Source organism: Micromonospora humida (assembly GCF_016901255.1).
GTDB classification, from domain to species: Bacteria; Actinomycetota; Actinomycetes; order Mycobacteriales; family Micromonosporaceae; genus Micromonospora; species Micromonospora wenchangensis.
The window spans coordinates 36846-60149 of the sequence record NZ_JAFEUC010000017.1 but is presented as its reverse complement, the minus strand read 5'-3'; the positions used below and the strand labels follow the sequence as shown (position 1 = coordinate 60149).

Below are 23304 nucleotides of genomic sequence, written 5' to 3'. Positions count from 1 at the left end.
CGACGCCCCGCCCGGTGGGTGCCGGGCGGGGCGACGGGGGTCAGGCCAGGCCGGCCCGGCGCAACGCCTCGGCCATCGCGTCGTTGGCGGGTGCCAACGCGGAGCCGCCCCGGCCCTGGCCCTGCCGTTGCTGCGGCCCGCCCCGGGAACCGCTCCACTGCTCCCGCTGGCCGCCGGACCCGGCCGTGCCGCCGGACCTGGCCGTGCCGCCGGACCCGGCCGCGCCGCCGCGCCGGCCGCCCGGGGTGTCGCCGCGCCCGCCCTGGGGGGTGCCGCGCTCGCGCCGTTGCCCGTCGGTGGCCGGTCGGCCACCGCCCGCCGGCACCTCGTCGTCCAGCCGCAGGGTCAACGAGATCCGCTTGCGCGGCACGTCGACGTCGAGCACCTTGACCCGGACCACGTCACCGGACTTCACCACGTCGCGCGGGTCCTTGACGAAGGTGTGCGACATCGCCGAGACGTGCACCAGGCCGTCCTGGTGTACGCCCACGTCGACGAACGCGCCGAACGCGGCGACGTTGGTGACCACGCCCTCCAGCAGCATCCCGGGGGTGAGGTCGCCGATCTTCTCCACCCCCTCGACGAAGGTGGCGGTACGGAACTCCGGTCGCGGGTCCCGGCCGGGCTTCTCCAGCTCGGCGAGGATGTCGGTGACGGTGGGCAGGCCGAAGGTGTCGTCGACGAAGTCGGTGGCCCGCAGCCCGCGCAGGAGGGCCGACTTCCCGATCAGCGAGCGCAGGTCCTGCCCGGTGCTGGCCAGGATGCGCCGCACCACCGGGTATGCCTCCGGGTGCACGCTGGACGAGTCGAGCGGGTCGTCACCGCCGGGGATGCGCAGGAAGCCGGCGCACTGCTCGAACGCCTTCGGGCCGAGCCGGGCCACCTTCTTCAGCTCGGCGCGGGTGCGGAACGGCCCGTTGGCGTCCCGGTGCAGCACGATGTTCTCGGCGAGCCCGGCACCGATGCCGGAGACCCGGGTCAGCAGCGGGGCGGAGGCGGTGTTGACGTCCACCCCGACGCCGTTGACGCAGTCTTCCACCACCGCGTCCAGCGAGCGGGACAGCTTCACCTCGGACAGGTCGTGCTGGTACTGGCCGACGCCGATCGAGCGCGGGTCGATCTTGACCAGCTCGGCCAGCGGGTCCTGTAGCCGGCGGGCGATGGAGACCGCCCCGCGCAGCGACACGTCCAACGTGGGTAGTTCCTGCGAGGCGTACGCGGAGGCGGAGTAGACCGACGCGCCGGCCTCGGAGACCATCACCTTGGTCAGACCGAGCTGCGGATACCGCTTGATCAGGTCGGCGGCGAGCTTGTCGGTCTCCCGGCTGGCGGTGCCGTTGCCGATCGCGACCAGCTCCACCCGGTGTGCCCCGGCCAGCCGGGCCAGCGTCTCGATCGAGGCGTCCCACTGTCGACGTGGCTCGTGCGGGTAGATCGTGTCGGTGGCGACCACCTTGCCGGTGGCGTCGACCACCGCCACCTTCACCCCGGTCCGCAGACCCGGGTCGAGACCCATCGTGGCGCGGCTGCCGGCCGGGGCGGCGAGCAGCAGGTCGCGCAGGTTGGTGGCGAAGACCCGGACCGCCTCCTCCTCGGCCGCCTGCCACAACCGCATCCGCAGGTCGGCCCCGAGGTGGATCAGGATCCGGGTACGCCACGCCCAGCGCACCGTGTCGGCCAGCCACCGGTCGGCGGGCCGGCCCGCGTCGCTGATGCCGAACCGGCCGGCGATGGCCGCCTCGTAGCGGGTCGGGCCGGTGGGCGGGGCGTCCGGGTCCTCCTCGGCGTCGGGGGCCATGGTGAGGTCGAGCACGCCCTCCTTCTCGCCCCGGAACATCGCCAGGATGCGGTGCGAGGGCAGCTTCGGGTACGGCTCGGCGAAGTCGAAGTAGTCGGCGAACTTCGCGCCGGTGTCCTGCTGCCCGTCGCGTACCCGGGCGACCAGCCGGCCCCGCGACCACATCTGCTCGCGCAGGGCGCCGATCAGATCGGCGTCCTCGGCGAACCGCTCGATGAGGATGGCCCGCGCGCCCTCCAGCGCGGCGGCGGCGTCGGCCACCCCGCGCCCGGCGTCGACGAACCCGGCGGCCGTCTCCTTCGGGTCCCGGGTCGGGTCGCCGAGCAGCGTCTCGGCCAGCGGCTCCAGCCCGGCCTCCCGGGCGATCTGCGCCCGGGTCCGCCGCTTGGGCTTGTAGGGCAGGTAGATGTCCTCCAGCCGGGACTTCGAGTCGGCCGCCATGATCTGCGCTTCCAGCGCCTCGTCCAGCTTGCCCTGGCTGCGGATCGACTCCAGCACCGCGGCCCGCCGCTCGTCCAGCTCCCGCAGGTAGCGCAGCCGCTCCTCGAGGGTGCGCAGCTGGGCGTCGTCGAGCAGGCCGGTGGCCTCCTTGCGGTAACGGGCGATGAACGGCACGGTCGCGCCGCCGTCGAGCAGCTCCACGGCCGCGCGCACCTGGCGCTCGGCGACGCCGAGCTCGTCGGCGATCCGCTGATGGACTGACTGGGTCACGATGTTGATCCGCCTTCGTTTCGGGTTCCCTGCTGCATTGTGCCGCCCACCCCCGACGCGGTGTGCCACCCCCGCCGGTGACCCGGTGCGGGACGCGGCAGCCGGGCGGTCGGCTGCGCTAGCGTGGCGATCATGGAGCAACCTGCGGACCCGCGTGCCCGTCGGCTCTTCGGTGGCAGCGCCCGAGCCCTCGGCGACCTGGCCGCGAGCCCGTTCCGGGCCGACCGGGACCGGATCGTCGCCTCACCGTTCTTCGCCCGGCTCGGCGGGGTGACCCAGGTGATCAGCCCGGTCGGCTCCGGGCTGCTGGTGCACAACCGGCTCACCCACAGTCTCAAGGTCGCCCAGGTGGCCCGCGCGATCGCCGAACGGCTGACCGCCGACCCGACGCACCGGGACCTGCTGGACAAGCTGGGCGGCTGCGACCCGGACGTGGTGGAGGCCGCCGCCCTCGCCCACGACCTCGGCCACCCGCCGTTCGGGCACCTGGGGGAACGGGTGCTCGACCGGCTGGCCCGGCAGCGGCTCGGGCTGGCCGACGGCTTCGAGGGCAACGCCCAGTCGTACCGGATCGTCACCAGCACCGAGATTCGCGGCGCGGCCACCACGGGCCTCGATCTGACCGCCGCCGTCCGGGCGGCGATGCTGAAGTACCCGTGGACCCGGCTGGACCACCCCGACCCGCACCCCCGGCACCTGCGTCCCGCGCCCCGGGGTGCCGCCGCCCCACCCGACGACCCGGACAGCGGCTCGCTGAAGTTCGGCGCGTACGGCACGGAACTCGCCGACCTGCGGCAGGCCCGCGCGCCGTTCGCCGGGCGGATCGCGCAGTGGCAGCAGACCGTCGAGGCGTCGGTGATGGACACCGCCGACGACATCGCGTACGCCATCCACGACGTGGAGGACTTCTACCGGGTGGGGGTGCTCCAGCAGGGCACCGTCGCCGCCGAGCTGATGGCCTGGCAGCGCGAGGGCGGACACCTGCGCGCGGTCACCGACGCCGCGCTGGCCGGCGCGGCCCGCCGACCCGGCTCGGCGATCGAGGCGCTGCGCCGGCAGCTGCACCGCAAGGACGCTTGGATCGCCGACGACGACGCGTTCGCCGCCGCCGTCGAGCACGTCCGCGAGGAACTGGTGGACGGGCTGCTGGCGCTGCCCTTCGACGGCTCGATCGAGGCGGAGCAGTACGTGGCCCGGTTCTCGGCCCGGTGGACCACCCGGCTGGTCGACGCGATCACGGTGACCGCCGCCCCGGACGTGCGCTCCGGGCACGTCCTGCTGGCCCGCGCTCAGTGGCACGAGGTGCAGGTGCTCAAGTTCGTCCACCACCGCTTCGTGCTGGCCCGCCCCGACCTGGCCCTGCACCAGCGGGGCCAGGCCCGGCTGCTGGGCACCCTGGTCGAGTCGCTGTGGGAGTGGCTGCTCGACCCCGAGGAGGAGTCCCGGCTGCCCCGCCGCCTGCCCGACCTGGTCGAGCTGGCCGAGGCGGAGCTGCACCCGCGTACCCCGGACCGGATCTCCCGGGCCCGGGGCCGGGCCATCGTCGACTTCGTCGCCCAGCTCACCGACGGGCAGGCGGCGGCGATGCTGGACGTGTTGTCGGGCCGCTCCGGCGCGCTGTGGACCGACGCCTTCGTGCTCTGAGCGGCGGGCGTGGGGCCTGTGGTCAGGCGATCGTCTGCCACCAGCCGTCGACCGCCGACGGGTCGTCGACCACCACCCGCTCGCCGGGACGGGGCACGGCCAGCCGTACGCCGCGCGCCTTGGCCTCGGCCCAGAGCCGGTCCACCGGCTCGGACCAGTCGTGCAGGGCCAGGTTGAAGGTGGCCCAGTGCACCGGCAGGAGCAGGTCGCCGCGCAGGTCGAGGTGGGCGGCGACCGCCTCCTCGGGGAACATGTGGATGCCCGGCCAGGCCCGGTCGTACGCGCCGATCTGCATCAGCGTCACGTCGAACGGCCCGTGCTCCGCGCCGATCTCGGCGTACCCGTCGAAGTAGCCGGAGTCGCCGGTGTAGAAGACCTTCCGGTGCGCCCCGGCGACCACCCAGGAACTCCACAGCGTGCCGTCGCGGCGCAGCCCCCGGCCGGAGAAGTGCTGGGCGGCGGTCGCAGTGATCTCCAGGCCACCGACCCGGTGCCCCTGCGACCAGTCCAGCTCGATGATCCGGTCGTCGGGCACCCCCCACCGGTCGAGGTGCGCGCCGACGCCCAGCGGCACCAGGAACGGCGCCGACTGCCGGCGGACCAGCTCCCGGACGGTGGCCATGTCGAGGTGGTCGTAGTGGTCGTGGGAGATGAGGATCGCGTCGACCGTGGGCAGTTCGTCGAGGCGTACCGGGGGCTCGTGCAGCCGCTTCGGCCCCACCACGGCCGACGGCGAGCACCTGTCGCTCCACACCGGGTCGATCAGCACCCGGTGCCCCTCGATCTCGATCAGGGTCGAGGCGTGGCCGTACCAGACGACGTTCAGCTCCCGCTCGACGTCGGTGGTCGGGGCGGGGGCGGGCCGCAGCAACGGGACCGGTGCGGTCGGGCGGCGACGCTGCGGACCGAAGAGCAGTTCCCGCAGCAGGTTACGGTCGGGATCACCGCCGGGCATGGTGCGGGTGGCGACCCGGTTGTGGAAGGTGCCGTCGCGGAACTGCGCGGAGCGGGCGGCCCGTTCAGCCCGTGCGCCGGTCAGCCGGCCGCCCAGCGCCGCCGGCACGTCCCGGGCCGTCCACGCCAGCCCCGCGAGCGCGGCCAGCCCTGCCGCCCGCCACAGCTGCCCGCCGATCGTCCGCCCGGCCGTGCGCTCCGCCGCTTTCCCCATGTGTCGTCCCCCTCGCCGGTGTCCCGCAGTACACGGTAGTCACCGTCGACCGCTCCCGCCCACGTCGAGCCACGGTCCGCCCCGCTTCGGGTGGCCGGCTGGCGGGCCGGCGGACGACCCGGGCCCGGGTGGTGCGGGCCCGGGTGGTCAGCCGCCGTTGCTGGGTCGCTGCCGGGCCACCCGGTGCCGGGGCGCGTCGGCGGTGCCCCTCAGCTGCGCGGTGGCGTCCAGGAAGAACCGGCCGAGCCGGGCCCGGGCCTGCACCACCGGGTGGGTGGCGCCGAAGTTGTCCCGGTCGGCCTGGCCGTCGGCGAAGAGCACGTAGGTCAGCACGGCCGCCCCGGTGGTGTCGAAGACCACACCGGCCTCGTGCCGGGCGTCGACGAACCAGCCCGCCTTGGTGGCCACCCGGGCCCGCTCCGCCGAGGACATGGTGCGCCGGATGCCGTCGGTGAAGGCGACCGGGGAGCGCAACAGCTTGAGCACGAGGGCGGTCGACGACGGCGACAGCAACGTGCCGGCGACCAGGGCGCGCAGCAGCGCGTGCGTCTCCCGGGCGGTGCTGGTGCCGAGATAGAACCGGTGGGGGTCGGACAGTGGCTGCACCTGGGTGTTGGGGAAGCCCTTCGCGGCGAGGGTGCGGTTGATCTCGGCGGCCGGGCAGACCAGGCCGCACAGCCGCGACGCGGTGTCGTCGGAGACGGTGAGCAGGTTGGCCAGCACGTGCCCGACGGTGACGGAACTGGGGTAGGCGGTGTCCAGGACGAAGATGCCGTCCCCGCCGGGCACCACGGTCGAGGCGGCCACCTCGACCCGCTGGTCGAGGGTGAGCAGCCCCCGGTCGATCCGGTCGAGCACCGCGACGGCCACCGCGATCTTGTTGACGCTGTACGCCTCGACCCGCCGGTCGGCGGACTCGGAGACCGCGACCAGCGGGGTGACGCCGTTCTCCAGGCTGAGGTGGACCTGCCAGTTGCCGCCGGTCAGCGACTTCTCCCGCTGGAAGGCCGCGGCGATCCGGGGGGGCGACGAGTTCCGGGCTCGCCTGGGCGGTGGCGGACTTGCCGGGGCGGGCGGCGGCCGACGCCGGAGCGCCGACGAGCACCGCTCCGGCCGTGGCGGCCGTGCCGAGACCCAGCGCCGTCCTGCGGTTCACCCTGGGGGTCACGTCTCTCCCGTCGAGTGGTGGCCCGGATTTGTCTCCGGGCCACCACTCTAGGTGAGCGGACCGGACCGTGGGGGCCTGCTCACCGCCGCCGACGCCGGGCCGCGCCACCCGCCGCGAGTGCGGTCCCGACCGCCAGCGCCGTCCCGGCCGCGACCGCCATCCCCGTCCCGATCGAGGCGGCCGTCCTGCCGGCCGGTACGGCGGACCGGCGCAGCAGGGCGGACAGCTCCGGCAGCCAGCCGCCGCGCACCGCCGCGCCGGCCGGGTCCGGCGCGAACACGACACCGTCGTGCGGGGCGACGGCCTGCCCGGTCAGCCCGCCGCGCCGCATCAGCGGCCCGACGAGCGCGTCGTAGACGCCCGGCAGGAGGGTGAAGCCACCCCGCATGAGCAGGTTGACCCGGCCCACCGACACCTCCCGGCGGGGCCGGTCGGCGCAACGCGCGATGGCCCGCGCCACCCGCTGCGGGGTGGTGATCGGCAGCGGGGGCCGGCCGGCCCGCCCCAGGTAGTTCGCCGCCCGCTGGTAGACCGGGGTGTCCACACTGCCCGGGGTGACCAGGCAGACGTGCACCCCGGGCAGCTCCCGGGCCTCCTGCTGCACGGTGCGGACCAGCCCCTGAAGGCCCCACTTGCTGGTCACGTAGCCGCTCATGTAGGGGGCGGTGACGTGCCCGAGGACCGAGCCGGTGAGGATCAGGGTGCCCCCGCCGGCCGCCCGGAACCGGCGCAGCGCCACCCGGAGGACGCCGGCCGCGCCGAGCAGGTCGGTGCGGACCACCCGGTCGAAGACCTCCGCCGGCAGTTCCTCGAACCGGCCGTAGGCCATCACCGCCGCGGTGTGCACCCACACGTCGATCCGGCCGAACTCGCGTACCGCCGTGTCGGCCAGGGCGTCGAGCGCGTCGGGGTCGGTGACGTCGGTGGGCACCGTGCGTACCCGCCCGGCGCCGGCGTCGTGGCACTCCCGGCGTACCTCGGTCAGGCTTTCGGGGGAGCGGGCGGCGAGGACCAGCAGGTCCCCGCGCCCGGCGAACTCCAGGGCCGCCGCGCGGCCGATGCCGCTGGTGGCCCCGGTGACCACCACCACCCGGCTCACGGAGCGAGCACGACCTTGACGCAGCCGTCCTCCTTCTTCTGGAACATCTCGTACGCCTTCGGCGCGTCCACCAGCGGCATCCGGTGGGTCCGCAGGTCCTCCACGCCCAACGGGTCGTCGTCGCCGGACAGCAGCGGCAGGATCTCGTCGGTCCACCGGCGTACGTGGCACTGGCCCATCCGCAGCTGGATGCCCCGGTCGAACATCTCCATCAGCGGCATCGGGTCCACCTCACCGCCGTACACCCCGGAGATCGAGACGGTGCCGCCGCGCCGCACCGCCTTGAGGGCGGCCTTGAGCACGGTCAACCGGTCCACCCCGACCTTGTCGATCATTTTGTCGGCCAGCTTGTCCGGCAGCAGCCCGGCGGCGTGCTGGGCCAGCTTGCCGCTGGTCGAGCCGTGCGACTCCATGCCGACCGCGTCGATCACCGCGTCCGGGCCGCGCCCGTCGACCAGGTCGATCAGCGCGCCGGGCACGTCGTCGAGCTGGCTGACGTCGAGCGTCTCGATGCCGTGCCGGCGGGCCATCTCCAGCCGCTCCGGCACCAGGTCCAGCCCGATCACCCGGCCCGCGCCGAGGTGCCGGCCGATCCGGGCGCAGAACTGCCCGACCGGGCCGAGCCCGAACACGGCCAGGGTGCCGCCGGGCGGGGTGTCGGCGTACTTCACCGCCTGCCAGGCGGTCGGCAGGATGTCGCTGAGGTACAGGTAGCGCTCGTCGGCCCCGGTCTGCGGAATGGTGATCGGGCCGAACTGGGCCTGCGGGACCCGCAGGTACTCGGCCTGCCCGCCGGGCACGGAGCCGTAGAGGGAGGTGTAGCCGAACAGCGACGCGCCCTTGCCCTCGGCGGTCACCTGGGTCGTCTCGCACTGGGCGAAGAGCTGCCGCTCGCACATCCAGCAGTGCCCGCAGGCGATGTTGAACGGGACCACCACCCGGTCGCCGGGCTTGAGCCGGGTCACCCCGGAGCCGACCTCCTCGACGATGCCCATCGGTTCGTGCCCGAGGATGTCACCGGGCTTCAGGTACGGCCCGAGCACCTCGTACAGGTGCAGGTCGGAGCCGCAGATCGCGGTCGAGGTGATCCGGACGATCGCGTCCGTCGGCGCCTCGATCCGGGGGTCCGGGACCTCGTCCACCCGGACGTCGCGCGTGCCGTGCCAGGTCAGTGCCTTCATCGCTGCTGTCCCCTCTCGGTGCCGTCGAGGGGTCTGCTACCCCGGCAGGGGCGCTTGAACCGGCGGCGTGCCTGCTGCCCGCGCCGGACCGCCCGGCGACCCGCCGCCGCGCATCCCGGGGGACGCCGGCCCAACGCAGGAGAGACGACGACCGCCGCCTCCCCGGAGCCGGGGGTGCGGCGGTCGTGGTGGAGCAGGTGTTCAGGAGCCGGGGGTGTCGCCGCGCTTGGCGGTGGCGGTGAGGTAGTCCCGGTTGAGCCGGCCGATGGTGTTCAGCGGGATGCCCTTGGGGCAGACCGCGGTGCACTCGCCGGCGTTGGTGCAGCCGCCGAAGCCGGCCTCGTCGTGCGCGTCGACCATGCCGATCACCCGGGTGTAGCGCTCCGGCTGGCCCTGCGGCAGCAGCGAGAGCTGGGTGACCTTGGCGGCGGTGAAGAGCATGCCGGAGCCGTTGGGGCAGGCCGCCACGCAGGCCCCGCAGCCGATGCAGGCGGCGGATTCGAAGGCGGCGTCGGCGTTGGCCTTGGCCACCGGCGCGGCGTGCGCCTCGGGGGCGCTGCCGGTCGGTGCGGTGATGTAGCCACCGGCTGCGATGATCTTGTCGAAGGCGCTCCGGTTGACCACCAGGTCCTTGATCACCGGGAAGGCGCGGGCCCGCCACGGCTCGATGTCGATCGTCTCGCCGTCTTTGAACTGCCGCATGTGCAGCTGGCAGGCGGTGGTGCCGCGCTGCGGGCCGTGCGCGTCCCCGTTGATCATGAGACCGCACATGCCGCAGATGCCCTCGCGGCAGTCGTGGTCGAACGCGACCGGCTCCTCCCCGGCGAGGATCAGCCGTTCGTTGAGCACGTCGAGCATCTCGAGGAACGACATGTCCGGGGAGACGTCGTCGACCGGGTAGGTCACCATCCGCCCCTTGTCCTGGGGGCCGGACTGACGCCAGATGCGCAGGGTCAGGTTCACTTGTAGCTCCGCTGCGTGGGGTGGACGTACTCGAACTTCAGGTCTTCCTTGTGCAGCACGGCCGGCTCACCGGTCGCGGTGAACTCCCAGGCCGCCACGTAGGCGAACCGGTCGTCGTCGCGCTGCGCCTCACCGTCGGGGGTCTGGTGCTCGGCCCGGAAGTGGCCGCCGCAGGACTCCTCGCGGTGCAGGGCGTCGATGCACATCAGCTCGGCCAGCTCGAAGAAGTCGGCCACCCGGCCGGCCTTCTCCAGCGACTGGTTGAGCCCCTCGCCGTCGCCCGGCACCCGGACCCGCTGCCAGAACTGCTCCCGCAGCGCCCGGATCTCGTCGATGGCCTTGCGCAGCCCGGCCTCGGAGCGCTCCATTCCGCAGTGCTCCCACATGATCTGGCCCAGCTCCCGGTGGAACGAGTCGACCGTCCGGTCGCCGTTCACGGCCAGCAGCCGGGCGATCCGGTCCTCCACCTCGCGCCGGGCCTGCACCGCCGCCGGGTGGCTGGCGTCGACCTTGTCCAGCGGACCGGAGGCCAGGTAGTGGGCGATGGTGGTGGGCAGCACGAAGTACCCGTCGGCGAGGCCCTGCATCAGGGCCGACGCGCCGAGCCGGTTCGCGCCGTGGTCGGAGAAGTTGGCCTCACCGATGACGAACAGGCCGGGGATGGTCGACTGGAGGTCGTAGTCGACCCACAGCCCGCCCATCGTGTAGTGCACGGCCGGGTAGATCCGCATCGGCACCTGGTACGGGTCCTCGCCGGTGATCCGCTCGTACATCTCGAACAGGTTGCCGTACTTGGCCTCGATGGCCCTGCGGCCGAGCCGTTCGATCGCGTCGGCGAAGTCGAGGTAGACCCCGAGCTTGGTCGGCCCGACGCCCCGGCCCTCGTCGCAGACGTTCTTGGCGGCCCGGGAGGCGATGTCCCGGGGGACCAGGTTGCCGAACGACGGGTAGATCCGCTCCAGGTAGTAGTCCCGCTCGTCCTCCGGGATCTGCCGGGGGTCGCGGTCGTCGCCCTTGGCCTTCGGTACCCAGACCCGGCCGTCGTTGCGCAGCGACTCGCTCATCAGGGTCAGCTTCGACTGGTGGTCGCCGGAGACCGGGATGCAGGTCGGGTGGATCTGGGTGTAGCAGGGGTTGGCGAAGTACGCGCCCTTGCGGTGCGCCCGCCAGCTCGCGGTGACGTTGCAGCCCTTGGCGTTGGTGGAGAGGTAGAAGACGTTGCCGTAGCCGCCGGAGGCGAGCACCACCGCGTCGGCCATCTCGGTGCTGATCTCACCGGTGACCATGTCGCGGACCACGATGCCCCGGGCCCGGCCGTCCACGACGACCAGTTCCAGCATCTCGTGCCGGGTGTGCATCTCCACGTTGCCCAGGCCGATCTGCCGTTCCAGCGCCTGGTACGCGCCGAGCAGCAGCTGCTGGCCCGTCTGGCCCCGGGCGTAGAAGGTGCGCTGCACCTGGGCGCCGCCGAAGGAGCGGGTGTCCAGCAGTCCGCCGTACTCGCGGGCGAACGGGACGCCCTGGGCGACGCACTGGTCGATGATGTTGACCGACACCTCGGCGAGCCGGTGCACGTTCGACTCGCGGGAGCGGAAGTCGCCGCCCTTGACGGTGTCGTAGAAGAGCCGGTGCACCGAGTCGCCGTCGTTGCGGTAGTTCTTGGCGGCGTTGATGCCGCCCTGTGCGGCGATCGAGTGGGCGCGGCGCGGGCTGTCCTGGTAGCAGTAGCTGCGCACCCGGTAGCCCTGCTCGGCGAGGGTGGCGGCGGCGGAGCCGCCGGCCAGGCCGGTGCCCACCACGATCACTGTCAGCTTGCGCCGGTTCGCCGGGTTGACCAGCTTGGCCTCGAAGCGGCGGGTCTCCCAGCGCTTCTCGACCGGGCCGTCGGGAGCCTTCGTGTCGGCGATCGGCTCGCCCTCGGTGAAGAGTTCCATGTCAGGACACCAATCCGGTGAGTACGGCGAACGGGACCACCAGGTAGCCGGCGCAGAGCACGACGGCGAAGACCAGTGCGGCGGTGCGGGCCCGGCGCTCGCCCCGGGGGGTCTGCTGGCCGAGGCTGCGCAACGCGGAGAACACCCCGTGCCGCAGGTGGAAGCCGACGGTGACGATCGCCAGCGTGTAGAACAGCGTCACGTACCAGCGGTCCGGGGCGAAGTCGGCGACCACGTTGCCGTACGGGTTGCTGGCGTCGCCGACCGGGTTGAGCGTGCCGGTGGTCAGGTCCAGGATGTGGTAGATCACGAACAGCAGGATGATCACTCCGCCCCAGCGCATGGTGCGCGCGGCGTAGCTGCCCTGGACCTTCTTGCGGTGGGCGTAGCGCACCGGGCGGGCGGCGCGGGCCCGGACGGCCAGTACGGTCGCCGCCCAGATGTGCCCGATCACGGCCACCACCAGCGCGGTGCGCAGGATCCACAGGAACCAGACCCCGGGCAGCAGCGGCTTGCCGATGTCGCGCAGCCAGTGCGCGTAGTGGTCGAACGAGGTCTCGCCGGTGAACACCTTGAGGTTGCCGAGCATGTGGGCGACGAGGAACAGCACGAGCATGATGCCCGTCACCGCCATGACGGCCTTGAGGCCGACGTTGGAGCGGATGGGCGACCGAGTTTTCGTGATTACCACCTGACCGACGCTAGGAGCCCGGCAATCAGTCGTCCAATGCATCGAAGTCGCAGTCTCGATAGCCGTAAGCTATGAAGATGCAGCTCCATCAGCTGAGGTACTTCGTCGCGGTGGCTGAAGTACGACATTTCACCCAAGCCGCCGACATCGTCGGCATAACCCAGCCGTCGTTGAGTAAGCAAGTTCACGCTCTGGAGACCACCCTCGGCGCCCCCCTGTTCGAGCGGGTACGCGGCAACATCGCCCTCACCGCCGCCGGTGAGGTGCTGCTGCCGTTGGCCAAGCGCATCCTCGCCGACGTCGACACCGCCACCCGGGAGGTGCAGGAGCTGGTGGGCCTGCGCCGGGGCCGGGTCCGGCTCGGGGCCACCCCCAGCCTGGCCACCTCGCTCGCCCCGCCGGTGCTGCGCCGGTTCCGCGACGCCCACCCCGCCGTCGACCTGCGGGTCGAGGAGGGCGGCTCGCAGGATCTCGTCCGCGACCTGCTGCGCGGCGACCTCGACCTCGCCCTGATCATCATGCCCGCGCAGGGGGCCGACCCCGGGCTGCGGGTCGACCCGATCCTGCGGGAGAGCCTGGTGATCGCCTCGGTGGAGCCGCTGCCCGCCGCGCTGGTCAGCGGTGAGCTGCGGATCACCGACCTGCGCGACCAACCGCTGGTGATGTTCCGCGAGGGCTACGACCTGCGCGACGCCACCATCCAGGCGTGCCGGGAGGCCGGCTTCGAGCCCACCTTCTCGGTCGACGGCGGCGAGATGGACGCCGTGCTCAGCTTCGTCGAGGCGGGACTGGGCATCGCCCTGGTGCCGGGCATCGTGGTCAGCCGCCGCCCCGGCATCCGGGTCACCCGGCTCGCCCCGCCCGGGGTGCGTCGGACCATCGCGGTGGCCCGCCGCCGCGACGTCGTGCCCACCCACGCCGGGCGGGAACTGCGGCGCATCCTGCTCGACTACGTGCACGCGGCCACCAGCACCAGCGACCTGCCGCCGGGGGTGGAGCCGCTGCCCTGATCAGCGCCCCTCGGCGTCGTCCATCGCGCGGTAGATGCGCTGCTCGGAGACCGGATAGGGGGTGCCGAGGGCCTGCGCGAAGACGTTCACCCGCAGCTCCTCGATCATCCAGCGGATCTGCCGTACCGGGGCCGATGCGCGGCGGGCCGGGGGCAGCGCGGCCACCAGGTCCCGGTACTCCTGCTGCACCGTGGCGATCCGGTCCTGCTGCTGTTTGTCCCGCTGCGGGTTGGCGGTCAGCCGGTCCAGCCGTCGTTCCATCGCGGTCAGGTAGCGCAGCAGGTCGGGCAGCCGGGCGTACCCGGTCTCGGTGATGAAACCGTCGTGCACCAGGCCGGTGAGCTGCTGGCGCAGGTCGGCCAGGGCGGCCACCACCGCCAGGTTGCGGGTCGCGCCGAGCCGCTGTTCCACCGCGTACGCGGCGGCGAGCACCTGACGGACCCGGCCCATCACCTCCACGACCGTGTCGACCAGGTCGGCGCGGACCCGGTCGCGCAGGGCGGCGAAGCCGTCGGCGTCCCAGGCCGGCCCACCCGCGTCGGCGATCAGCTTGTCGATGGCGGCCCCGGCGGCGTCGGCGATGAGCTGCTGCACCCCGCCGTGCGGGTTGCGGCTCAACGCCAGCTTCGCCTCGTTGCTCAGCCGCCCCTGCAGGAACTGCGCCGGTGACGGCACGGTCAGCCGCAGCAGCCGCCGGGTGCCCGCCCAGTGCGCGGCGGCCTGCTCGGCCTCGGAGTCGAAGACCTTCACCCCGACCGTCGTGCCCTCGTCCACCAGCGCCGGGTAGGCGGTCACCGCGTATCCGGCCCGGACCTGCTCGATGGTGCGCGGCAGGGTGCCGATGGTCCACCCGGTCAGCCCGCTGCGGGCCAGCTCCGGCGCGGCGGCGGCCACCACCTGGCGTACCTCCTGGCGGAGCTGGCGTTGCAGGGCCGGCAGGTCCTTGCCCTCGGCGACCGGCTGGTCCGCGTCGCCGATCACCCGGAACGTCACCCGCAGGTGCGGCGGCAGCTTGGCCGGCTCCCACGCTTCCCGGGGCACGGTCACCCCGGTCATCCGGCGCAGTTGCCGGGTCAACGCGTCCAGCAGCGGCTCCTCGCCGGGGGTGATCGCGGCGAGCGCCGCGCGGGCGTGGTCGGGCACCGGGACGAAGTTGCGCCGGACCGCCTTGGGCAGCGTCCGGATCAGCGCGATCACCAGCTCCTCCCGCAGCCCCGGCACCTGCCAGTCGAAGCTCTCCGCCGGCACCTGGTTGAGCAGCGGCAGCGGGATGTCGACGGTGACGCCGTCGGTGGGCGCGGTCGGGTCGAAGGTGTACGTCAGCGGCAGGGTCACCCCGTCGGCCCGCCACTCGTCGGGGAAGTCGGCCTCGTCGACCCCGCCCCGGCCGGCGTTGACCAGCAGTTCCCGGGTGAAGGTGAGCAGGTCGGGCTGTTCCCGGCGGGCGGTCTTCCACCAGGCGTCGAAGTGCCGGCCGGAGACCACGTCGGCGGGGATGCGCTGGTCGTAGAAGGCGAAGATGCTCTCGTCGTCGACCAGGATGTCCCGGCGGCGGGCCCGGTTCTCCAGTTCCTCGATCTCGGTGCGGAGCTTCTCGTTGTCCCGCCAGAACTGGTGGTGGGTCTGCCAGTCGCCCTCCACCAGGGCGTGCCGGATGAACAGCTCCCGGCTCAGCGCCGGGTCGATCCGACCGAAGTTGACCTTGCGGGAGGTGACCAGCGGGACGCCGTACAGGGTGACCTTCTCGTAGGCCATCACGGCGGCCTGCTTCTTCTCCCAGTGCGGCTCGCTGTAGCTGCGTTTGACCAGGTGCTGGGCCAGCGGCTCGACCCACTCCGGCTCGACCCGCCCGGCGACCCGCCCCCACAGCCGGGAGGTCTCCACCAGCTCGGCGGCCATCACCCAGCGCGGCGGCTTCTTGAACAGCGCCGAGCCGGGGAAGACCGCGAACTTCGCCCCCCGGGCGCCCAGGTACTCGTGCTTCTGGGCGTCCTTGAGCCCGATGTGCGACAGCAGGCCGGGCAGCAGCGACTGGTGCACCTTCGGGGTGTCGATCTCCTCCGGCAGGTCGGCGGCCGGACCGCGCCGGCCCCCGTCGGGCGGGGCCTGCGTCGCGCCCCGTCGGCCCCGCCGCCCGTCACCCTGTTCCGGGGTACGCAGCACCTGGCGCAACTGGGCGACGATGTCCTGCCACTCGCGCACCCGCAGGTAGTTGAGGTACTCCGCCCGGCACATCCGACGGAACGCGCTGGAGGACAGCTCCCGCTGCTGCTCGCGCAGGTACCGCCACAGGTTGAGCAGCGACACGAAGTCGGATTCCCGGTCGGTGAAGCGGGCGTGCGCCTGGTCGGCCTGGGCCTGCTTCTCCGCCGGCCGTTCCCGCGGGTCCTGGATCGACAGCGCGGCGGCGATCACCAGCACCTCGGTGGCGCAGCCGTTGCGTTCGCCCTCGATGACCATCCGGGCCAGCCGGGGGTCGACCGGGAGCTGGGCCAGCCTCCGGCCCAGCGGGGTGAGCCGCTTGGCCGGGTCGGTCTCGGTCGGGTCCAGCGCGCCCAGCTCGTGCAGCAGGTTGACCCCGTCGGTGACGTTGCGCCGGTCCGGCGGGTCGATGAACGGGAACGCGGCGAGGTCACCGAGGCCGATCGCGGTCATCTGGAGGATGACCGAGGCGAGGTTGGTACGCAGGATCTCCGGGTCGGTGAACTCCGGCCGGGAGGCGAAGTCCTGCTCGTCGTAGAGCCGGATGCAGATGCCGTCCGAGGTGCGGCCGCAGCGGCCCTTGCGTTGGTTGGCCGACGCCTGGGAGACCGGCTCGATGGGCAGCCGCTGCACCTTGAGCCGGCTGGAGTAGCGGGAGATCCGGGCCGAACCCGGGTCCACCACGTACTTGATGCCGGGCACGGTCAGCGAGGTCTCCGCGACGTTCGTGGCGAGCACCACCCGGCGTCCGGCGTGCGGGGCGAAGACCCGGTGCTGTTCGGCCGCCGACAGCCGGGCGTACAGCGGCAGGATCTCGGTGCCGAGCAGCGCGCGTTTCGACTGGGTCAGCTTGCCCAGCGCCTCGGCGGTGTCCCGGATCTCCCGTTCGCCGCTGAGGAAGACCAGGATGTCGCCCGGCCCCTCGGCGGCCAGCTCCTGCACCGCGTCGCCGATCGCCTGGATCTGGTCGCGGACGTTCTCCTCGTCGTCGCCCTCGTCGTCGTCGCCCTCGGTGACCTCCACCAGCGGTCGGTAGCGGACCTCCACCGGGTACGTCCGCCCGGAGACCTCGACCACCGGTGCGGGCCGGCCGTCGGCGTCGGCGAAGTGCTTGGCGAACCGGTCGGTCTCGATCGTCGCCGAGGTGATGACCACCTTGAGGTCGGGTCGCCGGGGGAGCAGCTGGCGCAGGTAGCCGAGGATGAAGTCGATGTTGAGGCTGCGCTCGTGCGCCTCGTCGATGATCAACGTGTCGTACTGGCGCAGCATCCGGTCGGTCTGCAACTCGGCGAGCAGGATGCCGTCGGTCATCAGCTTGACCAGGCTGCGGTCGCTCACCTGGTCGGTGAAGCGCACCTTGTAGCCGACCACGTCGCCCAGCTCGGTGCCGAGCTCCTCGGCGATCCGGTCGGCGACCGTCCGGGCGGCCAGCCGGCGGGGCTGGGTGTGCCCGATCAGGCCGGTGATCCCGCGACCCAGCTCCAGGCAGATCTTGGGTAGCTGGGTGGTCTTGCCGGAGCCGGTCTCGCCGGCCACGATCACCACCTGGTGGTCGCGGATGGCGGCGGCGATGTCGTCGCGGCGTTCGCTGACCGGCAACTGCGCGGGGTACGTGATCGTCGGCACGGCGGCCCGCCGGGTCGCCAGCCGGCCCTCCGCCCGGGACACCTCCACGGCGATCTCGGCCAGCGCCTCGTCGCGCCGCTGCGGGTCGCGCAGCCGGCGCACCCCGTCCAGCCGCCGCTGTAGGCGACGCTGGTCACGGAACATCAACGGGGTGAGCCGGCGGTGCAGCTCACGGGCGGTCGGGGCGTCGGCGGGCGCGGCGGGACCGGAGGCGGCTGGATTCTGCATGTCGTCGCCAAGGATAGGCAGCCGGCCGCCGGACCGCCCCCGGGTTACGCCCCGGCGCCCCACGGCCGCTGGTGGGTCGGGTGTCCCCCGGCCGTCCCGGCGCAGGTCAAGGGCCGGGTGGGGGCAGGCGCGCGGTGCGGTGCGCGACCGGTCACGTCCCCCGGTGCGCTGCCCGGGAAACGGGCCGCCGCCGGGCTACGCTGAGCGCCGACGACGCGACCACGGGGGCTGCCGGATGACGACGACGATGCTGGACACCGACCGCGCGCTGGTCCAGGCCGCCACGGCGGTCGCCAAGCTGCGCTGCCGCAGCGAGAACCACACCGTCGCGGCGGCGGCCCGGACCACCGACGGCCGGGTCTTCACCGGGGTGAACCTGTTCCACTTCACCGGTGGCCCCTGCGCGGAGCTGGTGGCCATCGGCGCCGCCGCCACCCAGGGCGTGGGGGAGTTGGAGACCATCGTCGCGGTGGGTGACCGGGGGCGCGGGGTGATCCCGCCGTGCGGGCGGTGCCGGCAGGTGCTGCTCGACTACCACCCGGGCATCCAGGTCATCGTCGGGCCGCTGGACGCGCTGCGCAAGGTGCCGGTGGCCGATCTGCTGCCGGACACCTACATCTGGGCCGAGCAGCGGCTCGACGCCTCCGCCATCGTCCGGACGGGGCAGTGGCCGATGCCGACCGTCCCGGCGAGCCGCCCCGCCTCGGAGGACTGAGCCCGGGGCCGTCGCCCCGCCGGGCGGGCGCGCTCAGGCGTCGTGGGCCGCCACGTCCAGGGCGAGGGCGCGGGTACGCCGCATCAGCTCCGCCGCCTCGGCCGCGTCCCGGCCGATGCAGACCGCGCCGAACTTGCCGTAGGCGGGCAGCGCGCTGAGCATGTGCAGCACCGTGCCGGTCCGCCGGGTGTGGTCGTAGCGCAGCGGTGACCGCTCGACGGCGTCGATCAGCCGGGCCGGGGCCAGCCCCACCAACGACGGGTCGGTGATCGAGTCGGACGCCTGGTAGACGCGCTCCGCGCGGCCGTCGGGGGTGTCGGTGAACAGCCGGCCGTCGGCGTCCGGCACGGTGTCGAGCAGGTGGCTGGCCATCACGAAACCGTGCTTGGTCCCCGTCGCGCGCAGGTTCAGCTCGCAGCCGAGCACCCGGAACGTGTCACCCCGGCGGGCGGCGATGAAGTCGACGCCGTAGTCGCCGGTGGTGACGCCCTGCGCCACGAGGTACCTGCCGACGCGCAGGCCGTACTCGACCACGGTGGCGCGGTAGGCGGCGTCGGCCGGGAACGAGCTGCCGACGTAGGTCAGCCCCGCCCCGCCGAGCACCTGGTCGTGGGTGGAGACGCACTCGACGGCGCCGGCGGGGGTCACCCGGCCCTGGAAGCTGGGGCTGCGCAGCTCGTCGGCCCCGACGAACTCCTCGGCGACGATGCCGGCGTGGGGGATCAGGCCGGCGAACTCCGCCCAGCCCAGCCTGCCGTCGACGAGCCGGCTGTCGGGCAGCCGCTTGGCCACCTCGGCGACCACCTCGGCGCGGTCGGTGCCGGTGACGTCGGTGAGGTCGACGGTGGCGTTGCCCATCCCGGCGCCGTACGCGGTGCTGCTCAGCTTGAGCACCAGCCGGCGTCGCCCGGCCAGCACGAGGTCGGCGACCGCCCCGGCGAGCGTGTCGACGTCGTGGCACTCGGGGGTGCCCGCCGGCACCTCGATACCCAGCGCCCGGAACATGTCCCGGCCGGCGCTCTTGGTGCCGAGCGGGATGTACCCGGCGTCGGCCTGGTCCCCCGGGACGCCGAGGGTGGCGGCGTAGTCCTGGAGGTTGCCCGACGGTTCGAAGTAGCTCAGGGCGACCTCGTCGCCCGCCTGCCGGGCGGCGGCGACGAAGTCGGCCACGCGCTCGCGCAGCCGGGTGGCCGCCGGGTTCGTCGGGTCGAGCAGCTTGTCGCTCAGCCAACGGGGCGAGGAGTCGTCGAGGCTGCCGATGACCACCCGGTCCCGGCGGGGATCCCGCCCGTCGACGGGCTCCTGCGGCAGCAGCCCGAGGAAGTAGTCCACCTGGCGGTCGGCGTCGATCATCCGGGGCGCGGTGAGGTAGAGCAGCGAACCGCCGCCCCGGCAGACCACGGCGACGATCGCCGCCCCGACCGGCCGTTCGGGAAACAGGGTCGACCCGCTCAACCGTTCCAACAGTTCGGGGCTGCATTCGCGGCTCTGCACGGAAACGACGGCACGACGGTTGCCGGTGACGGCCATCGCGATCATTCTCCTCGGCGGCGGAGGTCGACGGGCGGTCACGCCACCGGTGGTGACGTGACCGCCGTCCGACGGAAGGTGGGCCCGACCCTAACACCGCGACCGGTGCCCCGAGGTGACCCGCGTCCGCCCGCGATTCGCCTCCTCAGGGGGTGGTCAGCGCTTTCACCACCGCGAATGCGCCGTCCTGTTTGAGCACGGTTCGGTGGTACAGCTCGGTGTAGAAGGCGCAGAACAGCCGGTACACGTTGGTGATGTGTTCCACCACCCGCCGCCGGTCGTCGTCGGTGTGCACGAACGTCATGAGCACGTCCCACACGAAATCGGTGTGGTCGTCCTCCAGGTCGTGGTTGAGGTGCGCCTGCTGCCCCTTGGCTATGCCCGCGCCGAGCACCTGTTCGACGTTCTCGATCCAGTCCGGTTGGGTCATCAGCGAGACGTTCTCGATGAAGTACGAACTGGACAGCGAGGCCAGCGGCCGGCCCTCGTGTTCGAGGCCGTAGTAGAAGTAGCCCTGGAGCAGTTTGGTGGAGAACATCGGCTCGGTCGAGTAGATCTCCTCCCGGCTCACCCCGACCCGTTCCAGGTCCTTGGCGAACATCGAGTCGTGCAGCATCTCGTCCTCGGTGTACGCACACCACTTCTTGGCCAGCACGGGGTTGTGCTTGGTGAAGTAGTGGATCGTCAGCGCGTCGATCCACCGCTTCATTCGCAGCCGCAGAATGATCTCGATGACGTGCCGCTGGTAGTAGGCCATGTTGATGTCCCTGGCCCGGAAGAGGTGGTCCGCGCCCTCGACCTCGCGGTAGAACTGCTGCACCATCTGCCGCAGCAGTTCGTCAACCTCCTGCTTGAATGCGGCGTGCTCGTTCGTGGTCATGCGCTTGCCGGCCCCTGTCGTCGGTCGGACGCCGCGGCCGGAATCGCGTACTGCCGGCTGCGGCGGGAGATGGCGGTCTTGTCGGGAAGGTGGCGGTCGAGCATTTCCAGGCCGCGGGCGACGCGCCGGACCCGCTCGACGGTCCGTGCCTCACTCGGCGGGTCGTACGGGTGTTCCTGCACGCTCGCGCCCATCTTGAGCATCACCGGCGCGGCGATCTGGACGATCTCGGCCAGCTCGTAGAACCGGATGAAGCCGCCCTTGGTGCGGTAGACGTCGGTGGGCACGTCCATCGGCAGTTCGGGGTTGAGCCGCCGGATCTCCTGGATCATCGGCAGGCCCAGGTCGTGCGCCAGGGTGATGCTGTCGGCGCCGTTCTCGGCGAAGATCCGCGCCAGGAAGGGGTTAGTCGGCATGCAGTGGCTGGAGGTCTTGAAGACCAGGTCGGCCGGGAGCAGCCCGTCCGACCGCAGCTCCGCGAGCACCCGCAGCACGCCGATGTCGTAGACGGTGATGCCCCGGCAGCCGAGCGCCGCGAGCCGCAGCGCCTCGGCCACGCAGGCGCGGATGCCGTCGCTGTTGTTGATCTGCCGGCCCATCTCCAGGCCGAAACCGGTGCGGTAGAAGGCGCTCTTCGTGTCGTACTCGGGGCGGGGGCCCAGGCTGACCACGATGCCGTGGTCGTTCTCCCGGCACAGCGCGAACATGTCGGTCAGTTCGGCGTCCGAGAGCAGGAAGGACCCCAACGTCTCGTTGAACCGGGTGACCCGGACGCCGTGCTCGTTGAGCAGTTTGACCATGATTTCGAGGTCGCGCATCGAGTTCACCGCCGGGATCTCGACGCCGAACTGGCCGCCCCCGTCGAACTCGCCGGCCGAGCGGCGGAATGCGACGTTGTCGGTGAACGGGTAGCCCTTCCCGGCCAGCCAGTCCCGTGCCGCGCCGCCGGACATGGTTACGTCGTTCACGCGATCTCCTGTCGGGGTGCCGGATTCGGGGTGATACGCAACGCCGCGGTCAGTGCCGCGCGGGCGGCCGGTGTCGGGGCGTGCACCAGGCACAGCACCCGGTCGAATTCCCCGACCTCGGCGGAGAAGAAGGCGTCGACGCGCCGGTTTCCGGAGCGTGGCCGGTACTGCCAGAAATCGCTGCCGACCGTGCCGCCGCCGTGCACGATCACCCCGGTACGGGGATCGAACCGGCACTCCGGTGACAGTTGGCCGGCCAGCCGGCCGGCCAGCCGGCGCACCTCGTCGGGGTCGGAGCCGTCGAGGGACGGATAGCAGCGGATGTCGTCGTGCACGGTGAACCGGCGCATGACCGTGTACGCCTTCGGCGTGTAGGTCTTCATCGCCACCAGTTCCGGGAATTCGCCGCGTCGGCGGGTGATTTCGCGGAACAGTCGGGAGACGAGGCCGAAGGCGACGGTTCCCCCGTGGTGTTCCTCGGCGACCAGCAGGGTTTCGACGTAGGTGAAGGGCCGGTCGTCGGGGTCGCGTTCGGTGGCGGCGACGAGCCCGACGCACCCCTGGGCCGTCTCGGCGGCGACGAGGTGGTGGCTCTCCCGCAGGATGTGCTGTTTGGTGGTCAGGTAGTCGGCCACCCGGTGCCGGGGCATCGACCGGGCCAGGTCGGTGCGTATTCGGTGGACGAAATCAGGGGGGATCGATTCTGCGCCGGCGAAGTAGCGGAACCGGACATGACTCATCGGGAATTCCACCTCCGATCGAACTGGTGCGTCCCTGCGCCGTTACACATCGAGGTAGATGAAGTTATTTCCGCAACACTCTACGGTCGGTGTCGGCTTCCGCGATGATCGGAACGGTCTTTGGGGAAGTCTGCAACGACAGACAGATCGGACGGCGACGCTGCCGTCCGATCTGTCTTAAACAATTAAGCAGGTCAATGCGTAGGTGGATGTGCCGGAATCGTGGTCAGGCGGCGGTGGACCAGATGGCCCGGAAGGCGGCCGCCTCGCCGGCCAGCCACTGCTCGACCTGTGCCGGCTTGACGTGCTCGGGCGTCCGGTGGGCCACCCCGCGCCGCACGTCGACCAGGACCGGCTCGGCGTGCGGCAGCACCGCATCCATGTGCCGGGCCATCAGGTGCAGGGTGGCCAGGGCCGCCTCCTCGCTCGGCGGGGTCTCGTCGAAGTGCAGCCGCACCGCCTCGGCGTGGCCGTCGGCGTACCGGATGCCGAAGTGGGGGTTGATCTTGACGGGCAGGTCGCCGAGCATCGCGAGGGCGTCGCGGGTCTGCGCCAGGTCGACGCCGGTCGGCTCGCCGAGCGACTCCAGCCACGCCGTCGCGCCGGGCGTCAGCGCCTGGTAGAGCGGACGCCAGCGCGGCTTGACCAGATCGGCCACCCCGGCCAGGTGGGTGCCGCCGGTGTGGAAGGCGATGTCGGCCTTGAGCGCCTTGACGAACTGGCCGTGCGGGTTGAAGCCGTGCCGGCTGGCCCGCTGCTTGCGCAGCCCGCCGACGAAGCTTGCCTTGGTGGGCCCGGTGCGGTCGACGTACCGGGTGAAGCCGAGGAGGGTGGCGTACGGCGTGAGGGGGGCGTTGACGGGCGCGGTCACGAGCGTCCTCCCAGGTCAGGAACTCGATTAGTACATACATTCTAATCGACGGGTGTGACATCGCCCAGGGGTGGAGGCCGCCGATCCCGGTCCGGTCCGGCTGTAGTCGGCCAGTCCGCCGGAACATGGCCGACAGCGTGGTCTCGTCCGCCCGAAGACGGCCAGCCACCCCCGAGG

The 23304-nt window shown here is 72.4% G+C and carries 17 protein-coding genes; 3 read left to right on the top strand and 14 right to left on the bottom strand.

The window, feature by feature from the left end:
* Positions 1–40 precede the first annotated feature (40 nt).
* Positions 41–2509 (bottom strand): Tex family protein, encoded by a 2469-nt coding sequence (locus tag JQX11_RS28045; RefSeq protein WP_204927935.1) that lies wholly within the window; start codon positions 2507–2509, stop codon positions 41–43.
* Between the two features lie 132 nt (positions 2510–2641).
* Here JQX11_RS28045 and JQX11_RS28040 point away from each other — a divergent pair, with 132 nt between their 5' ends.
* A complete protein-coding gene (locus JQX11_RS28040) occupies positions 2642–4153 on the top strand; it encodes a deoxyguanosinetriphosphate triphosphohydrolase family protein (protein ID WP_204927934.1) in 1512 nt (503 codons plus the stop codon).
* A 22-nt stretch (positions 4154–4175) separates the two neighbouring features.
* Here the strand turns inward: JQX11_RS28040 and JQX11_RS28035 are convergent, their stop codons facing one another.
* The 7 genes from JQX11_RS28035 to JQX11_RS28005 all read right to left on the bottom strand — a co-directional run bounded on the left by JQX11_RS28035 (position 4176) and on the right by JQX11_RS28005 (position 12399).
* Positions 4176–5321: an MBL fold metallo-hydrolase gene (locus JQX11_RS28035; protein ID WP_204927933.1), complete on the bottom strand. Its 1146-nt coding sequence runs from the start codon at positions 5319–5321 to the stop codon at positions 4176–4178.
* A gap of 147 nt (positions 5322–5468) precedes the next feature.
* Positions 5469–6308, bottom strand: a complete 840-nt coding sequence (locus JQX11_RS28030) for a serine hydrolase (protein ID WP_504739418.1) — start codon at positions 6306–6308, stop codon at positions 5469–5471.
* 260 nt (positions 6309–6568) lie between these two features.
* Positions 6569–7588 (bottom strand): SDR family NAD(P)-dependent oxidoreductase, encoded by a 1020-nt coding sequence (locus tag JQX11_RS28025; protein ID WP_204927932.1) that lies wholly within the window; start codon positions 7586–7588, stop codon positions 6569–6571.
* Positions 7585–8769 carry a zinc-dependent alcohol dehydrogenase gene (locus JQX11_RS28020; RefSeq protein WP_204927931.1) on the bottom strand — a complete coding sequence of 395 codons (1185 nt, stop codon included), beginning with the start codon at positions 8767–8769 and terminating at the stop codon, positions 7585–7587. Before JQX11_RS28020 ends, JQX11_RS28025 begins: the two co-directional genes overlap by 4 nt.
* A gap of 201 nt (positions 8770–8970) precedes the next feature.
* Complete coding sequence (locus tag JQX11_RS28015; RefSeq protein ID WP_088646263.1) at positions 8971–9732, bottom strand: succinate dehydrogenase/fumarate reductase iron-sulfur subunit; 762 nt, start codon at positions 9730–9732, stop codon at positions 8971–8973.
* The gene (locus tag JQX11_RS28010; RefSeq protein ID WP_204927930.1) at positions 9729–11666 is read right to left on the bottom strand and encodes a fumarate reductase/succinate dehydrogenase flavoprotein subunit; all 1938 of its coding nucleotides are present in this window, start codon (positions 11664–11666) and stop codon (positions 9729–9731) included. Before JQX11_RS28010 ends, JQX11_RS28015 begins: the two co-directional genes overlap by 4 nt.
* Before the next feature lies 1 nt (position 11667).
* Positions 11668–12399, bottom strand: a complete 732-nt coding sequence (locus tag JQX11_RS28005; protein WP_204927929.1) for a succinate dehydrogenase cytochrome b subunit — start codon at positions 12397–12399, stop codon at positions 11668–11670.
* Positions 12400–12428: 29 nt separating this feature from the next.
* On the opposite strand from JQX11_RS28005, the gene JQX11_RS28000 reads away from it, so the two are divergent.
* Positions 12429–13367 carry a LysR family transcriptional regulator gene (locus JQX11_RS28000; protein WP_088646260.1) on the top strand — a complete coding sequence of 313 codons (939 nt, stop codon included), beginning with the start codon at positions 12429–12431 and terminating at the stop codon, positions 13365–13367.
* Here the strand turns inward: JQX11_RS28000 and hrpA are convergent, their stop codons facing one another.
* On the bottom strand, positions 13368–17423 hold the full coding sequence (hrpA, locus tag JQX11_RS27995) for an ATP-dependent RNA helicase HrpA (protein ID WP_204927928.1): 4056 nt from the start codon (positions 17421–17423) through the stop codon (positions 13368–13370).
* Positions 17424–17658: 235 nt separating this feature from the next.
* On the opposite strand from hrpA, the gene JQX11_RS27990 reads away from it, so the two are divergent.
* Positions 17659–18138 (top strand): cytidine deaminase family protein, encoded by a 480-nt coding sequence (locus tag JQX11_RS27990; protein ID WP_204927927.1) that lies wholly within the window; start codon positions 17659–17661, stop codon positions 18136–18138.
* Between the two features lie 33 nt (positions 18139–18171).
* Here JQX11_RS27990 and JQX11_RS27985 read toward each other — a convergent pair whose 3' ends face one another.
* From JQX11_RS27985 to JQX11_RS27965, 5 genes are all read right to left on the bottom strand, one after another.
* Positions 18172–19668: a peptide ligase PGM1-related protein gene (locus tag JQX11_RS27985; protein ID WP_204927926.1), complete on the bottom strand. Its 1497-nt coding sequence runs from the start codon at positions 19666–19668 to the stop codon at positions 18172–18174.
* Between the two features lie 145 nt (positions 19669–19813).
* Entirely contained in the window at positions 19814–20548 is a 735-nt protein-coding gene (locus tag JQX11_RS27980; protein WP_204927925.1) for a heme oxygenase-like domain-containing protein, read from the bottom strand.
* On the bottom strand, positions 20545–21516 hold the full coding sequence (locus tag JQX11_RS27975; RefSeq protein ID WP_204927924.1) for a U32 family peptidase: 972 nt from the start codon (positions 21514–21516) through the stop codon (positions 20545–20547). The genes JQX11_RS27980 and JQX11_RS27975 overlap by 4 nt, the downstream gene beginning before the upstream one ends.
* Entirely contained in the window at positions 21513–22256 is a 744-nt protein-coding gene (locus JQX11_RS27970; RefSeq protein WP_204927923.1) for a GNAT family N-acetyltransferase, read from the bottom strand. Before JQX11_RS27970 ends, JQX11_RS27975 begins: the two co-directional genes overlap by 4 nt.
* Before the next feature lie 226 nt (positions 22257–22482).
* A complete protein-coding gene (locus JQX11_RS27965; RefSeq protein ID WP_204927922.1) occupies positions 22483–23127 on the bottom strand; it encodes a hypothetical protein in 645 nt (214 codons plus the stop codon).
* Positions 23128–23304: the final 177 nt, after the last annotated feature.

Coding starts and splice junctions, on each gene's coding strand:
- JQX11_RS28035 (WP_204927933.1), bottom strand. CDS start 5,321: ATGGGGAAAGCGGCGGAGCGCACGGCCGGGCGGACGATCGGCGGGCAG.
- JQX11_RS28000 (WP_088646260.1), top strand. CDS start 12,429: ATGAAGATGCAGCTCCATCAGCTGAGGTACTTCGTCGCGGTGGCTGAA.
- hrpA (WP_204927928.1), bottom strand. CDS start 17,423: ATGCAGAATCCAGCCGCCTCCGGTCCCGCCGCGCCCGCCGACGCCCCG.
- JQX11_RS28020 (WP_204927931.1), bottom strand. CDS start 8,769: ATGAAGGCACTGACCTGGCACGGCACGCGCGACGTCCGGGTGGACGAG.
- JQX11_RS28005 (WP_204927929.1), bottom strand. CDS start 12,399: ATGCATTGGACGACTGATTGCCGGGCTCCTAGCGTCGGTCAGGTGGTA.
- JQX11_RS27990 (WP_204927927.1), top strand. CDS start 17,659: ATGACGACGACGATGCTGGACACCGACCGCGCGCTGGTCCAGGCCGCC.
- JQX11_RS28010 (WP_204927930.1), bottom strand. CDS start 11,666: ATGGAACTCTTCACCGAGGGCGAGCCGATCGCCGACACGAAGGCTCCC.
- JQX11_RS28040 (WP_204927934.1), top strand. CDS start 2,642: ATGGAGCAACCTGCGGACCCGCGTGCCCGTCGGCTCTTCGGTGGCAGC.
- JQX11_RS27980 (WP_204927925.1), bottom strand. CDS start 20,548: ATGACCACGAACGAGCACGCCGCATTCAAGCAGGAGGTTGACGAACTG.
- JQX11_RS27985 (WP_204927926.1), bottom strand. CDS start 19,668: ATGGCCGTCACCGGCAACCGTCGTGCCGTCGTTTCCGTGCAGAGCCGC.
- JQX11_RS27970 (WP_204927923.1), bottom strand. CDS start 22,256: ATGAGTCATGTCCGGTTCCGCTACTTCGCCGGCGCAGAATCGATCCCC.